The organism is Glycomyces lechevalierae, assembly GCF_027622945.1.
Classification (GTDB): domain Bacteria; phylum Actinomycetota; class Actinomycetes; order Mycobacteriales; family Micromonosporaceae; genus Glycomyces; species Glycomyces rutgersensis.
In genome coordinates this window covers 24,799-39,256 of the sequence record NZ_JAPZVQ010000010.1, presented here as the reverse complement: position 1 = coordinate 39,256, position 14,458 = coordinate 24,799, and the positions used below count along the sequence as shown (strand labels likewise).

The window sequence follows — 14,458 nt, the reverse complement described above, 5'->3', positions numbered from 1 at the left end:
CGCAACCGCTTCGTAATGGCCGCGTAACGGATCCGTGCGGGTGGGGCGGGCGACGCGAGCCGGTGGCGGCCGGTGGTTAGAGTGAACCCACATTTCTCGCGCGGTGCCCATCCCCCGTGCAGGTACCCCCAACCACAGTACGTTCGCAAGGAGCAATGCACCAATGACCTATCCCCCGCCCCCTGGCTACGGACAGCAGCCGCAGCAGCCGGGCTACCCGCCGCAGCAGGGCGGGTACGCCCCCCAGCAGCAGCCTTACGGCCAGCCGTCCCAGCCCGGTTTCAGCGCCCCGCAGCAGCCCGGCTACGGCGCGCCCCAGCAGCCCGGCTTCCCGCCGCCGCAGCAGCCCGGCAACCCGTACGGCCCGCCGCCCATGCCGCCGACCTCGGGGGGCGGTGGCGGCGGACTCGTCGCCAAGATCCTCGGCGGTGTCGGCGTGCTCGTCATCGGCATCATCATCGTCATCGTGCGGGCCTTCGCCGGCGACTCGGGCGGCAGCGACTCGGACAGCACCGACACCACCCTCTCCGACGAGGAGATGGACGCCGCAGAGGCGGCCGAGGTCGGCGACTGCATGTCCGACGCGACCGCCACCGCGGGCGCGGACCTGGTCGTCCCCTGCGACGACCCGGCCGCGTACTGGACGATCACCCAGGTCTCCGACGACTCGGGCGCCGAGGTCGACTACAGCGGCGCCCTAACCGACCCGTCGATCGCGGGCACGGTCTGCGGCGCGGAGTACATGGGCTGGACCCCGGGCGCGCTGTGGAAGTCGTACCAGTACGTCTACACCGAGGAGATCTCGGGCACGGGCGGCCCGGTCGACTACCTCTACTGCGTCGAGGCGATCGACAAGGAGGACGCCGACGGCGGCCGCCCGGTCACGCCCGACACCGGCTCCTGCACCGACGACAGCCTGCGGACCTTCGACTGCTCGAACACGCTGGCGCTCTACCTGGTCGACGAGGTCGAGACCTACGACCCGCCGGTCGACGAGGCCTCGTTCGACTCGACCACCGCCCTCGGCGGCTGCCCGAACTCGGACTATTACGCCACTCCGGTGACGGGTGGCGACGGGCTCGTGTACCTCGCCTACTGCAGCAGCGACAACGTCTGACCTGCAAGCCTTTCGGCCATTGGGGCCGCCGCCGGAGTCCGGCGGCGGCCCTTTTTCATGCCTTCGAATGCGCGGGGCGATCCAGGCCGTCGAACACCCCGAGGCGCGCCGCTTTCGGGAGCGGCCCTTCGGCGTTCCCGGAGCGGTGTGACCAGTGTGGCGTTCGAGCGTTCGCGGCGACTGAAGTGAGCGGGACGTCGCAGTGGAGCCATAGAATGGAGGCCAAGCGCATCCACAACGCCCCTTGAGCCCGGCCACGCGACGGAGAACCCCATGACCTATCCCCCGCCGAACCCCTACGACCCCAATCAGTCGCCGGGATACGGCCAGCCCTCCGCCCCTCAGCACTACACGACCGACGCCGACCCGTACTCCCGCCCCGACCCGTACGGCCCCGGCGTCGGCTACCCGTCTGCGCCGAACCACCCCGCCAGCGCCCCGCCCGGGCAGCCGTACTCCCCCGGGCCCGCGTACCCGCAGACCGGCGGCTACCAGCAGCCCCCGGTGGGCCCGCCCGGCGGCGCGTTCCAGCCCGGCCAGGCCGCGCCCCCGCCGCCCGGCGGCGGGTCCTCGAACACGCCGCTGATCATCACCTTGATCGTGGTCGTGGTGGCCGTGATCGGCGGCGGGATCGTCCTGGCGCTCAACATGGGCGGCGGCGACGAGGACCCCGATCCGCAGGAGTCCACCTCGGAGGCGGCGACCTCCGAGGCAGCCGAGGAGACCACCGAGGCCGAGGAGCCTTCGGAGGAGGAGGCGACCACCGAGGGCGAGTCGGTCTACCGGGTGCCGGCCGAAGGCGAGTGCATCGAGAACAACCCCGCGGGCTTCTACGTGGTCGACTGCTCCTCGGACGCCGCGTACTGGGAGGTCCTGAAGGTCGTGCAGAGCCCGGCCGACCCGGAGCCGACCGACCCGGCCCACTCGGTCGCGGCCGCGGACGCCTGCGAGGGCACCGGCAACACGAACTACTACTACACGGACACCGCGATCGCGGCCGGCCGCGACTGGGACCCCGATCTCGACTCGATCACCGCGGTCTACTGCGTCAAGGAGGTCTAGAAGCGCAGGGGCGCATCCGGACTCGACGAGCGGGCCGGTTCGCGGGCTACGATCGGACCATGCCCGTGACCATGACCGAACTCGACCGGTTCGAGGCCTCCAGGCCCCGCCTGGAGGCCATCGCCTACCGCCTCCTCGGCTCGGCGGGCGAAGCCGAGGACGCCGTCCAGGAGGTCTTCCTGCGCTGGCAGGCGGCCGACCGCGACCGGATCGACGTGCCCGAGGCGTGGCTGACGAAGGTGCTCACCAATCTGTGCCTCAACCAGCTCACGTCGGCGCGGGCCCGGCGCGAGACCTATGTGGGCGAGTGGCTGCCCGAGCCGCTGTTCCCGGGCGACCCGATGCTCGGCCCGGCGGACACCGCCGAGCAGCGCGAGTCGGTGTCGTTCGCGATGCTCACGCTGATGGAGCGGCTGACGCCGGTGGAGCGCGGCGTGTACGTGCTGCGGGAGGCCTTCGAGTACCCGCATCGCGAGATCGCCGGGTTCCTCGACCTCACCGAGGCGGCGAGCGCGCAGATCTACCACCGCGCCAAGAAGCACCTCGCTGACGGCAAGCCGCGCAAGGAGATCGACGAGGCCGACGCGCGGCGCATCGTCGAGGAGTTCCTTGCCGCCGCGACGGGCGGCTCGCTCGAGCCGCTGGTCCAGCTCCTCACCGAGAACGCCTCCGCGGTCGGCGACGGCGGCGGGAAGCTTCCCGCCCGCACCAAGCCGTTCGAGGGCGCGACGGCGGTCGCGAAGTTCCTGTGGGGCCTGTTCCGGCCCGCGAAGTCCAAGCGCGCCATCATGGGCGGCTCGCCGCAGGTCTACGCGTGGACCGCCAACGGGGAGCCGGCGGCGGTCGCGGTCCTGGACGGCCGCGTCGTCGGCGTGATGGTCCTGGAGGTCGGCGAGGACGGCCTCACCGCGTTCCGCAACCAGATCAACCCGGACAAGCTCGAGCGCGCGACCGCCCAGTGGAACACGGTCGACCACGGCGAACCGCTGGTCACCGCCGCTTTTTAAGGCATGTGACGCGCTTCACTCTATGTTCCTGTCAGGGATCCGGGGGCTGCCCGGTTCAAGTGGCGAACCCAAGCCAGACAGGAGCAAGACCATGCAGCACCGCATCATCGTCCTCGGCGCCGGCTACGCCGGTGCCAACGCCGCCGGCCGCCTCGCGCGGAAGCTGAGCCCCGAGGACGTCCGCATCACCCTCGTCAACGCCGAACCCGACTTCGTCGAACGCGTCCGCATGCACCAGGTCGCCGCCGGCCAGGACCTCAAGGTCCGCCCGCTCGCGGAGATGCTGGCGGGCACCGGCGTCGAACTGCGGCTCGCCCAGGTCACCGCGGTGGACGCCGACCGCAAGACCGTCGCCGTCATCGACGCGGACGGCGCGGCGGAGCTCGAGTACGACACGCTCGTCTACGCCCTCGGCAGCCGCTGGAACGACATGGGCGTCCCGGGCACCGCCGAGCACGCCCACGAACTCGCGAGCCGGCCCGGCGCGCTGAAGGTCCGGGAGCGCTTGGCGCGCATGGACGCCGGGCAGACCGTCGTGGTCGTCGGCGGCGGCCTCACCGGCGTCGAGGCGGTCACCGAGATCGCCGAGGCCCGCCCGGACCTGGACGTCGCGATCGCCGTCCGCGGCGGCTTCGGCGACTGGCTCACCCCGAAGGCCCAGGCGCACCTGCGCAAGGTCGCCGCGAAACTCGGCATCACCGTCCACGAGCACGCCGCCGTCACGGCGGTCCGCGCCGACGCGGTCGAGACCGGGACCGGCACGATCCCGGCCGCGCTCACGATCTGGACCGCCGGTTTCGCGGTCCACCCGATCGCCGCCGCGACCACCGTGGAGGTCACCGACCGGGGCCAGATCGTCGTGGACCGCGACATGCGGTCGGTCTCGCACCCGGACGTGTTCGCCGCCGGCGACGCGGCCTACGCGATGAGCGACGTCGGCAAGCCGCTGCGCATGTCGTGCGCGAGCGGCACCCCGATGGCCTGGATCGCCGCCGACACCATCGCGGCCGAGCTGACCGGCGGCAAGCGCGGCAAGACCGGGCTCGCCTACTTCCAGCAGTGCATCTCGCTGGGCCGCAACGAAGGCCTGATCCAGTTCGTGACCCCCGACGACCAGGTCAAGACCGGCTGGCTCGGCGGCCGGACCGCCGCGGTCTACAAGGAGCTCATCTGCAAGAGCGCCGCCTGGGCGGCCTCGAACCCGACCATGGGCATGCCGACGCGCCGCAAGCACGTCGCGGCCCCCGCCGCGATCCAAGGCTCGAACGCAGAGGCCGTCGCCTAAGTCCCCCAAGCGGCTTCGCCTCCGCCGCCTTGCTGCGGCGGAGGTGAAGCCCGTCTCTAACGAGAAAATGACAAAGGTTACGCGTTTTGCCGTCGTTCGGGTGGTTCGTAGCCTCGATCGCGTGACTACACAAGCACACGACAATCCGCTGAAGCTGTCCAGAGATCGACCGAGCTTCGTGGTCGAACTCGCCGGCGAGATCCTCAACCTCCCGATTCCCCCGCACGACGAAGTTCTCCCGTATTCGGAATCGTGCACCGACAAGAGTGTTCACGACCTCAACGCCGACAACGTGGTCCTCTGCCGCGCAGGAGACGACAACCAGCTCGGCATCATCCTCGAAATCCAGCGCGAGAAGGACAAGCGCAAGCGGTTCTCCTGGCCCGCTTAGCAAGTGAACTGCCGCCATCGGATCAAAGCGCCGGTCGTCCTCATCGTGATCTGCTCGAACCCCGCGGTGGCGGCTTGGGCTGCCGAACCGATCGACACCGGCCAGCCCGGGAGCGCCTTCCGAATGCAGGTGCTCAGCCCCGCCAACTACCCGAAGCTCTTCGAGAACTCGGAGAACGGGGAACGCAAAGATCAAATGGTGCTGGGAACACTCATTCACGAGCGTTCAGACGACATCGAACGTCTGCTCATCGCCGCCGAAGCGGAGCTCGCGCTGCTCCCGGAGGAAACCGCCAAACGATACACTCAGTACATGTTGGGGCAGCTCGGCGAGCACGCCCGCACGATCCTGGAGGCCCTGATGCAGCAAGAGACGTACCCGTACCAGAGCAAGCTCCTCGCCGAACGCGAAGCTCGCGGAGAAGCCCGCGGAGAAGCCAAGGGGAGACTCGAGGAAGCTTCCGAAATGCTCCTCGACCTCATCGAGACTCGCGGACTGAGGATCACCGAGAACGAGCGCCGCCGCATCGAGCGATGTGGCGACCTGGCGCAACTTCGAGCCTGGATGAAACTGTCGGTGACCGCCCGATCTGCCGCCGATATCTTCGGGTGACACATGAGTGACGGCGATGAAGCAACCCTCAACGCGTTGGTCCTAGCCACCGCACGACGGCGGGCGCCCGTTCGGGCGCCCGCCGTTTCGCTACGCGGTGACGATCGTGGGGTGGAGGTCCTCGGCCGGGGGGTTCCAGGCGTCGACGTCGATCGTGACCTGGTCGCCGGAGCGGATGTCCTTGATCTGGGTGCCCTCGTCGTTCACGAAGAGCACGAAGGGGATCCCGCGCTTGTCGGCGAACTTGATCTGCTTGCCGAACTTCGCGGCCGAGGGCGAGACCTGGGTGGGGATGCCCCGTCCGCGCAGGCGCTGGGCGAGGCCGGTCGCGGCGGCGCGGTCGTCGTCGTTCGCGAGGGCGACGAGCACGCAGGTGGGCACCTCGCGGGTGGCGTCGAGCGCGCCGGACTGGAGCAGCGGCACCAGGAGGCGCGAGACGCCGATCGAAAGGCCCACACCGGGATAGGTGTGCTTGCCGTCGGAGGCGAGCTCGTCGTAGCGGCCGCCCGAGCAGATCGAGCCCAGGTGCTCCTGGCCCTCGATGAACACCTCGTAGACCGTGCCGGTGTAGTAGTCGAGGCCGCGGGCGATCTTCATGTCCGCGACGACGAAACCGGGGGCGGCCTTCGCGGCGGCGTCGACCACGGCCGCGAGCTCGTTCAGGCCCTCCTCCAGGAGCGGGTCGGTGACGCCCAGCGCGCGGATCTCGTCCACGAACGAGGTGTCCGCGGCGCTGATCGAGGCGAGCTTGAGGCAGGCCTCGGCCTGCTCCGGGGTCGCGTCGACGGTGTCGATGAGGAGCTTCGCGACCGCGTCGGCCCCGATCTTGTCGAGCTTGTCGATGATCCGCAGGGCCTCTTCGGTGTCGGCGATGCCGAGGCCCTGGTAGAAGCCCTGGGAGAGCTTGCGGTTGTTGACGTGCATGCGCACCGCCGGGATCGGCAGGTCGCGCAGGGCGTCCGCGACGACCAGCGCCACCTCGACCTCGTAGTGCGCGGGCAGCTCGCCCTGGTCGATGATGTCGATGTCGGCCTGCCAGAACTCGCGGTAGCGCCCGCTCTGGGGGCGCTCGCCGCGCCAGACCGGCTGGATCTGGTAGCGGCGGAACGGGAAGTTGAGCTTCCCGGCGTTCTCGAGCACGTACCGCGCGAACGGCACCGTGAGGTCGAAGTGCAGGCCCAGTTCGGCGTCGCTGGTGTCGCGGTCGTCGGCCTGGAGGCGGCGCAGGACGTAGACCTCCTTGGACGTCTCGCCCTTGCGCAGCAGCTGGTCCATGGGCTCGACGGCGCGGGTCTGGAGGTTCGCGAAGCCGTGGAGTTCGAAGGCGCGGCGGAGGTGGTCGACGACCTGCAGCTCGACGATCCGCTGCCGGGGCAGCAGTTCGGGGAACCCCGAGAGCGGCTGGGGTCGTGACATGGCGGTCTCCTAGCGTTGTTCGATACAGCGTTGTTCGGTGAGAGAAAGGCGGCGCGGCGGGGCGCGGCTAATGGCCGGACTGCGCGGCGCGCTTGAGGTACGGGTTGCGGACGCGTTCGACCGCGATGGTGGTGCTCGGGCCGTGCCCGGGGAGGACGACGGTGGCGTCGTCGAGCGGGAGGACCTTGTCGCGCAAGGTGTCCTGCATGGCCGCGTCGCTGCCGCCGGGCAGGTCGGTGCGGCCGATCGCGCCGCGGAAGAGGACGTCGCCGGTGAGCGTGTAGAGGCCTTCGGCGTCGGCGGTGTGGAACATGGCCGAGCCGGCGGTGTGGCCGGGGGCGTGGTCGACGGTGAAGCGCATCCCGGCGAGGTCGAACGTGCCGCCGTCGGTGAGGGACTGCACGTCGTCGGGCTCGGTCCACTCGAGGCCGGTGCCGACGAGGGACATCATGTTCGCGCTGAAGCCCTTGGCGGGATCGGCGAGGAGGTGCCGGTCGTCGGTGTGGATGTAGGCGGGGATGTCGCTCGCGCCGCACACCGGGGTCACGGAGAAGGTGTGGTCGAGGTGCCCGTGGGTGAGGACCACCGCGACGGGCTTGAGGCCGCGCTCGCTCACGAGCTCGTCGAGGCGGGGCGCGATGCCGATGCCGGGGTCCACGACCACGCACTCGGATCCGGGACCGGCCGACAGCACATAGCAGTTCGTGCCGAACGCATCCGCCACCAGCGTCTCGATGAGCAACCGCTCCCCCTCCCTTCGCCGGGTCAGGATACACCGGGCATCCTGCGGTGACGCGTCTGACTTGTCCCGGCTAAACTGCGGAACTCGTAACCCCTGAAACGGGCGGTGTGCGCACTTAACGGTTCGCAGGCATCGCCGAGACCGGTCATACGTAGGAGGCCAGGTGCCCGCCAAGTCCAAGCACATGGAGCAGCGCAAGCAGCGCATCGCGAACGCGAAGAAGAACGCGCGACTCGCGGCCAAGCTGCGCCGCCGCCGGCAGCTGCAGGCGCTGGGCGGACTCCTCGCGATCGCCGCGGTGCTGACCCTCGGCTACCTGTGGCAGTCCGGGTTCTTCAAGGACGAGGAGCCGGCGGCCGAGGAGACCCCCACCGCCGAGGTCACCGAGACCGTGCCCCTCGATCCCAGTGCCACGGTCGACCCCAGCGCGACCGCCTCCGAGGCCCCTTCCGAGACCCCCTCCGAAACGACCGAGTAAGTACCCCCGAACGCGCGACGAAGGAGATCGACGGTGGCGTCGAAACAAGCCCAGCGCCTGGCCGCCCGGCAGCAGTTGCAGCAGCGCATGTCCGCCAAGGCCGAGGAAGAGGCCCGCAGGCGCACCGTCGCGTGGAGCGTCGGCGGCGTGGCCGGCCTCGTCGCCCTGGTGGTGATCGCCATCGTCGCCGTCAATGTGTTCGGCGGTGACGACTCCGAGGGCGGCTCCGCGCTCGACGGCGACATGGCCGCGCTCGTGGAGGACGCCAAGGCCGCCTCGACCCGCTGCGACGGCATCGAGCCGAGCGGTGAGGGCAACGTGGGCACCGCCACCGAGGGCGTCACGGACGGCCAGCCCGCCCAGGACGTGTACCTCGAATGCGTGCAGATGAGCACGCCGGACGCCTCGGCGACCGAGGACTGCATGTACACCTCGGCGGACGGCACCAGCCCGACCCCGCCGGCGACCGAGCCGGCCGCGGGCACGCAGGAGATGACGATCGCGACCAACCTGGGCACGATCACCGCCGACATCGACACCGCGGGCGCCCCGTGCACCGCCGGGTCCTTCACGCACCTCGCCAAGGACGGCTACTTCGACGACCAGCAGTGCCACCGTCTGGTCACCGAGGGCATCTGGGTGCTCCAGTGCGGCGACCCCGACGCGCGCGCCGCGATCGAGGCCGGCACCCCCGAGATGGCCGGCCAGGGCTCCCCGGGCTACTCGTACGGCGAGGAGAACCTGCCGGTCGAGGCCGCGGGCAACTACCCCGCCGGGACCATCGCGATGGCGAACGCCGGACCGGGCACCACGGGCAGCCAGTTCTTCATCGTGTACAAGGACACGCAGCTCCCCGCGGACTACACCATCCTCGGCCAGGTGACCGCCGGGCTCGACATCGTCGAGCAGGTGGCCGCGGCCGGCGCCATGGAAGTGGCCGTCCCGGGCATGTAGCACGACGGGTCGATCCGCCTCCCGGCATCGGTGGCGGATCACACCCCCCTGCGCGGCTAGGATGGAAGTCGAGGCTTTGTTGAACATTGACGTAGAACATTGACGAAGCCGTTCCGTGCTGACACCGAGGAGGCGTCGTGGTGACCGAGCGAGCCGCGTCCGGCAAGTCCGCTGACGCCGCGCCGACCTCGGGCGGCCCCATCGGGCCACCGACCGGGCGGCGCATGCGGGCGCGCCTGGCGCGCTTCAACGCGCCCTGGCAGTCCTCCCAGCTCCCCGAGGTCCTCGAGCCGCTGGTGGCCGCCCACCGGGCCGCGCACCCGCGCGCCGACGTGCGCCTGCTGCAGTCCGCCTACACGCGCGCCGAGGAGCTGCACAACGGGCAGTTCCGCAAGTCCGGCGACCCGTACATCACGCACCCGCTCGCGGTCGCGTCGATCCTGGCCGAGCTCGGCATGGACACGAACACGCTCGTGGCCGCGCTCCTGCACGACACGGTCGAGGACACCGACTACAAGCTCGAGGAGCTCTCCGAGGAGTTCGGCGGCGAGGTCGCCCTGCTCGTCGACGGCGTCACCAAGCTCGACAAGGTCAAGCTCGGCGACGCGGCGAAGGCCGAGACGATCCGCAAGATGGTCGTGGCCATGGCCAAGGACCCGCGCGTGCTCGTCATCAAGCTCGCCGACCGCCTCCACAACATGCGCACCCTGACGTTCCTGCCGCCCGAGAAGCAGGAGCAGAAGGCCCGCGAGACCCTGGAGATCCTGGCCCCGCTCGCCCACCGCCTGGGCATGAACACCATCAAGTGGGAGCTCGAGGACCTGTCCTTCGCGACCCTCTACAAGAAGCGGTACTCGGAGATCGCGCGCCTGGTCTCGGAGCACTCTCCGCAGCGGGAGATGCTCCTGCAGCAGGTCATCGCGCAGGTCAAGGACCACCTGAAGAACTCGCGCATCAAGGCCGAGGTCTCCGGGCGGCCGAAGCACCTGTACTCGATCTACCAGAAGATGATCGTGCGCGGCCGCGACTTCAACGACATCTACGACCTGGTGGGCCTGCGCATCCTCGTCGAGAGCGAACGGGACTGCTACGCGGCCCTCGGTGTGATCCACGCGAACTGGCAGCCGGTGCCGGGGCGCTTCAAGGACTACATCGCGATGCCGAAGTTCAACATGTACCAGTCGCTGCACACCACGGTGATCGGACCGAACGGCAAGCCCGTCGAGATCCAGATCCGTACGTGGGCGATGCACCGCACCGCCGAGTACGGCATCGCCGCGCACTGGAAGTACAAGGAGACCAAGAACTCCACCGTGGCCGGTCCCCCGGCGCACATCGACGACATGGCGTGGCTGCGCCAGCTGCTCGACTGGCAGCGCGAGGCGGCCGACCCGTCGGAGTTCCTCGACGCGCTCCGCTTCGACCTCGCTTCTTCGGAGGCGTACGTGTTCACGCCGAAGGGCGACGTCGTCGCCCTCCCGGCGGGCTCGACCCCGGTCGACTTCGCGTACGCCGTGCACACCGAGGTCGGCAACCGCTGCATCGGCGCGCAGGTCAACGGCAAGATCGTGCCGCTGGAGTCGACGCTGTCGAACGGCGACGTCGTCGAGGTCTTCACCTCGAACTCCGAGAACGCCTCCCCCAGCGAGGACTGGCTCGGCTTCGTCAAGAGCCCGCGCGCCCGCACCAAGATCAAGCAGCACTTCAAGCGCGAGCGCCGCGAAGAGGCGATCGAGCTGGGCAAGGACGAGCTGACGCGGGCCATGCGCAAGCGGCGGCTCCCGCTGCAGCGCATGCTCACCCACGACAACCTCACGTCGCTCGCGAAGGACTTGAACCTCAAGGACGTCGAGGCCCTGTACGCGGCCCTCGGCGAGCACCACGTGTCGCCCACGCAGGTCGTGCAGCGGCTCCTGGACGTCCAGGGCGGGGCCGAGGGCGCCGCCGAGGACATGGCCGAGGCCACCGCGCCCACCCAGCCGGCCCGGATCGTGCCCGAGGCGCACGGCGACATCCACGCCGCCGTCACCGTGGCGGGCATGGAGGAGGGCGAGATGCCGGTGCGCCTCGCCCACTGCTGCAACCCGATCCCGGGCGACGCGATCATCGGCTTCGCCACCCGCTACCACGTGATCTCGGTGCACCGCAGGGACTGCGAGAACGCCGAGGAGCGCATCGAGCTGCAGCCCGACCGCGTGCTCGAGGTCCACTGGTCCCACGAGGACGACCAGGCCACGTTCGTCGCCACGGTGCAAGTCGAGGCCCTCGACCGGCACCGGCTGCTCGCGGACGTCACGCAGGTCCTCTCGGGCGAGCGGGTCTCGATCCTCTCGGCGACGGTGACCACGACCCGCGACCGCGTCGCCCTCTCGCGCTTCACGTTCGAGATGGCGAACCCGGAGCACCTGGACCACATCATCAAGGTCATCCGCAAGGTCGACGGCGTCTACGACGCGTACCGCCTCACCGGCGCCGAGCGTTCCTGAAGGCCGCTCGGCACCGCCCGGTAGGTTGGGCGCATCCCACCCACCGATCTGACGGAAAGCGTTGACATGACCGAGCTTTCGGCCCTCACCGGCGACGACCTCGACCTGATCCTCGACACCCCCGGCGTGGTCATGAAGGGCGCGATCGTCGCCGACGGCCACAAGAACGCCCTCGCGTTCCTCAAAGAAGTGACCGCCGGCGCCAAGGAGTTCCGCGCCGCCCAGCGCCACGAGAACGCCTTCGTCAAGGCCGTCGCCACCAAGCTTCGTGAGCGCGGCACCGACCCCGAGTCCGACGACCGCGAGCTCCCCTTCACCGACGAGGCGATGACCCAGGCGCTCAAGCAGGCCGAGGCGGCCGCCGCGCTCCTGCGGGAGCGCGCCGACGCCGCGGACGCCGACGCCTACAGCGCCTGGCTCCTCCAGATCGCCACGGTCATCGCCGAATCCGTCAAGACCAAAGAGGCCGGCTTCTTCAGCAGGAAGGTCGCCGTCACCGCGGGCGAACGCGTCTTCCTCGACCAGCTCGCCCGCGCCCTCGGCCGCTAGCGGCTCACTTCGGCCTTATCCAGCCACGGTGATGGTCATGTTGAGGCCGTCGTCGGGGTGGTACGTCCACGATGCCGCGTACTCGGCGAAGCTCGCGTCCTGATAACCGTCGAGCGCGCGGGTGTTCTCGATCCGGTCAAGGACCGAGTCGGGAATGCCGAGTTCTTCGACTATGCAGTCGAACTGGGTGAAGGTGGCGCCGGGCGACTCCGCCGCTCCCATCCGGTCGATGGTCAGGGTCTCGCCGCCGTCGCCGACCCGGATGTCCGACGAACCGGCGGCGCACTCCTCCTTCACGGCTTCGAGGTCCGAGCTGCCGTCGTCGCCCCCCGGGTCGTCGCCGATCGCGATGCCGACCCCGAGTCCTGCGAGGAACAGCGCTGCGCCGGCCACGGTCCCCACAACGAGACGTGCGCTCCTCCCGGGTTTGGCAGGCGGCGGTCCTTGCGGGGGAACTGGCGCGAGGGGCGGCACCGCCGACCCGGAACCGAGGCTCGGTTGCGGATCGGCGGCAGCCGATGCTGCGGGCGCGGAAGGGCTGTCCATCTTCGGAGTGTGGCACTTTGGAGGGTCGCCCGCCATCGTCGAGCGGCCACGGGACTCCGGCGAACGGTCAGGCCGATCGCGCGGGAGTCTCGAAGCGGTGCATAACGAGCGGGCGGCGCGCGCCGGCTCGTCCCAGTCGATGGTGTGGGCGTACTGCCACGCCATCTTCTCGGGAGTCGTGAAGCGCTCCATGAAGAACGGCATCAGTGCGTCGCGGAAGCGGGCGGCGACCGGGCCGGCGGCCTTGGACTGGTTGGTGCGGGCGGCCGTGGCGATGACGCGTTCGACGCGGTCGCGGCGGCGGTCCTCGTAGGCCTGGAAGGCCTGGGCCACAGGCAGATCGCGCAGGCAGCGGGCGAGCTCGACCGCCGATTCGGCGGCGAGGCTCGCGCCCTGGCCCGAGGAGGGCGAGGTGGCGTGCGCGGCGTCGCCGATGAGCGCGATGCGGCCCTTGGACCAGACCGGGACGTGCGGCAGGTCCTCGAGCGGGGACGGCGGGATGAAGGTCTCGGGCGTCACGTGGTCGAGGATCGTGAGCGCGGCACTGTTGTCGTCCGCGAAGAGCTTGCGCATCAACGCGATCCACCCGTCGAAGCTCGTCTCGCGCAACTGCTCGCGGGTGAAGGTCTTGAACGGCAGGTTCGCGAACCAGCCGGTCCGCGTGCCGTCCGAGACGTGCCCGAAGAAGGCCCGGCGGCCGAAGACCATGTGGAAGGACCCACCGGTGTCGGTGGCCCCGAGCGGGTCGGCCGTGCTGAAGCCGCCCAAACCGATGAGGCCCGTGTAGCGCGGCTTCGGACTGGCCGGGTCGAGGCTGGCCCGCACCGCGGAGCGGATGCCGTCGCAGCCGATGAGCACGTCCGCCTCGGCGGTGGTGTGGTCGTCGAACTGGGCGATGACGCTGCGGCCGGTGTCGACCGCGTCCACGAAGCGCCTGCCGTAGACGAATCGGATCCCGGACGACTCCGCGTGCGCCTGAAGGAGTTCGGTGAGGCGGCCGCGCGGGAGGGTCGTGTTCGTCGGCAGGCCCGCAGAGGACTCGACGGTGCCCAGGACCTTGCCGGAGCCGGAGTGGATGATCATGCGCGGCGTCGCGATGCCCGCGTCCGCGAGGACCCGGTCCGCGCCGACCACGCCGAGGGCGTTCAGGCCGTTCGAGGCGAGGCCGAGCGGCCCGCCGCGGGAGCCGGTGCCGGGCTTGTAGGCCTCGAACACGGTGGCCTCGATGCCGGCCTTCTGGAGGGCCAGGGCGGCCACGGGGCCCGCCACGCCGCCGCCGATGACGATCGCGGTGCGGGCCCGCTCGATGGTTCGCAAGTCGTTCATGGGGCGACCGTAGGCCGCAACCGGCCCGGTCCGCGTCATCCTCCGGTAGCGTTCGGGATTCGACCGGGGATGTACGTGAAATCCGGGCGGGGTCCCGGAGCCGCCCCTATAGTGAAACCGACTCACAGGGAGGGGTTCATCGTGGGGATGCAGGACAAGTTCAACGAGGCCAAGGACAAGCTCTCGGAGAACGCGAGCGGCATGAAGGACAAGGCCGAGGATCTGGTCAACAAGGCCAAGGAATCGCCCATGGGCGATAAGGTGGACGAATACGCCGACAAGGCGAAGGACATGGCGCAGGACGCCATGGGCAAGATCAAGGGCGACCGAGCCCGGTAGTTCGGCGACACATGTCGCAGCGGCCCCGCGCCGCCGGCTCACGACGAGCCAACCAGCGCGAAGCGGGGGGGGGGCCCCCCCCGGGGGGCCCCCCCGGGGGGGGGGGCGGGCGGCGGGGGGGGGGGGGGGGGGGGGGGGGCCGCCCCGG

Annotated in this window: 14 protein-coding genes; 11 read left to right on the top strand and 3 right to left on the bottom strand. The window is 70.2% G+C overall.

Annotated elements, in window-relative coordinates:
• The first annotated feature begins 163 nt into the window (after positions 1 to 163).
• The 6 genes from O2L01_RS16250 to O2L01_RS16225 all read left to right on the top strand — a co-directional run bounded on the left by O2L01_RS16250 (position 164) and on the right by O2L01_RS16225 (position 5,474).
• Positions 164 to 1,117, top strand: coding sequence for a hypothetical protein (locus tag O2L01_RS16250; protein WP_270123024.1), 954 nt, complete (start codon positions 164 to 166; stop codon positions 1,115 to 1,117).
• 273 nt (positions 1,118 to 1,390) lie between these two features.
• On the top strand, positions 1,391 to 2,179 hold the full coding sequence (locus O2L01_RS16245) for a hypothetical protein (protein WP_270123023.1): 789 nt from the start codon (positions 1,391 to 1,393) through the stop codon (positions 2,177 to 2,179).
• Positions 2,180 to 2,238: 59 nt separating this feature from the next.
• A complete protein-coding gene (gene sigJ / locus O2L01_RS16240; RefSeq protein ID WP_270123022.1) occupies positions 2,239 to 3,186 on the top strand; it encodes an RNA polymerase sigma factor SigJ in 948 nt (315 codons plus the stop codon).
• Positions 3,187 to 3,277: 91 nt separating this feature from the next.
• Positions 3,278 to 4,471 carry an NAD(P)/FAD-dependent oxidoreductase gene (locus O2L01_RS16235; RefSeq protein WP_270123021.1) on the top strand — a complete coding sequence of 398 codons (1,194 nt, stop codon included), beginning with the start codon at positions 3,278 to 3,280 and terminating at the stop codon, positions 4,469 to 4,471.
• A gap of 121 nt (positions 4,472 to 4,592) precedes the next feature.
• On the top strand, positions 4,593 to 4,862 hold the full coding sequence (locus O2L01_RS16230; protein ID WP_270123020.1) for a hypothetical protein: 270 nt from the start codon (positions 4,593 to 4,595) through the stop codon (positions 4,860 to 4,862).
• Positions 4,863 to 4,985: 123 nt separating this feature from the next.
• Positions 4,986 to 5,474: a hypothetical protein gene (locus tag O2L01_RS16225; protein ID WP_270123019.1), complete on the top strand. Its 489-nt coding sequence runs from the start codon at positions 4,986 to 4,988 to the stop codon at positions 5,472 to 5,474.
• A gap of 90 nt (positions 5,475 to 5,564) precedes the next feature.
• Here the strand turns inward: O2L01_RS16225 and hisS are convergent, their stop codons facing one another.
• The gene (gene hisS / locus O2L01_RS16220; protein WP_270123018.1) at positions 5,565 to 6,890 is read right to left on the bottom strand and encodes a histidine--tRNA ligase; all 1,326 of its coding nucleotides are present in this window, start codon (positions 6,888 to 6,890) and stop codon (positions 5,565 to 5,567) included.
• Positions 6,891 to 6,957: 67 nt separating this feature from the next.
• Complete coding sequence (locus O2L01_RS16215) at positions 6,958 to 7,632, bottom strand: MBL fold metallo-hydrolase (protein ID WP_270123017.1); 675 nt, start codon at positions 7,630 to 7,632, stop codon at positions 6,958 to 6,960.
• 163 nt (positions 7,633 to 7,795) lie between these two features.
• Between O2L01_RS16215 and O2L01_RS16210 the strand changes: the two genes are divergently transcribed.
• The 4 genes from O2L01_RS16210 to O2L01_RS16195 all read left to right on the top strand — a co-directional run bounded on the left by O2L01_RS16210 (position 7,796) and on the right by O2L01_RS16195 (position 12,099).
• The gene (locus O2L01_RS16210) at positions 7,796 to 8,110 is read left to right on the top strand and encodes a hypothetical protein (protein WP_270123016.1); all 315 of its coding nucleotides are present in this window, start codon (positions 7,796 to 7,798) and stop codon (positions 8,108 to 8,110) included.
• Between the two features lie 33 nt (positions 8,111 to 8,143).
• On the top strand, positions 8,144 to 9,064 hold the full coding sequence (locus tag O2L01_RS16205; protein WP_270123015.1) for a peptidylprolyl isomerase: 921 nt from the start codon (positions 8,144 to 8,146) through the stop codon (positions 9,062 to 9,064).
• A 137-nt stretch (positions 9,065 to 9,201) separates the two neighbouring features.
• A complete protein-coding gene (locus O2L01_RS16200; protein WP_270123014.1) occupies positions 9,202 to 11,550 on the top strand; it encodes a RelA/SpoT family protein in 2,349 nt (782 codons plus the stop codon).
• 66 nt (positions 11,551 to 11,616) lie between these two features.
• On the top strand, positions 11,617 to 12,099 hold the full coding sequence (locus tag O2L01_RS16195; protein WP_270123013.1) for a hypothetical protein: 483 nt from the start codon (positions 11,617 to 11,619) through the stop codon (positions 12,097 to 12,099).
• 15 nt (positions 12,100 to 12,114) lie between these two features.
• On the opposite strand, the gene O2L01_RS16190 is transcribed toward O2L01_RS16195, so the two are convergent.
• Positions 12,115 to 13,971: an FAD-dependent oxidoreductase gene (locus tag O2L01_RS16190; RefSeq protein WP_270123012.1), complete on the bottom strand. Its 1,857-nt coding sequence runs from the start codon at positions 13,969 to 13,971 to the stop codon at positions 12,115 to 12,117.
• A gap of 141 nt (positions 13,972 to 14,112) precedes the next feature.
• Here O2L01_RS16190 and O2L01_RS16185 point away from each other — a divergent pair, with 141 nt between their 5' ends.
• Positions 14,113 to 14,310 carry a YtxH domain-containing protein gene (locus tag O2L01_RS16185; RefSeq protein ID WP_270123011.1) on the top strand — a complete coding sequence of 66 codons (198 nt, stop codon included), beginning with the start codon at positions 14,113 to 14,115 and terminating at the stop codon, positions 14,308 to 14,310.
• Positions 14,311 to 14,458 lie beyond the last annotated feature (148 nt).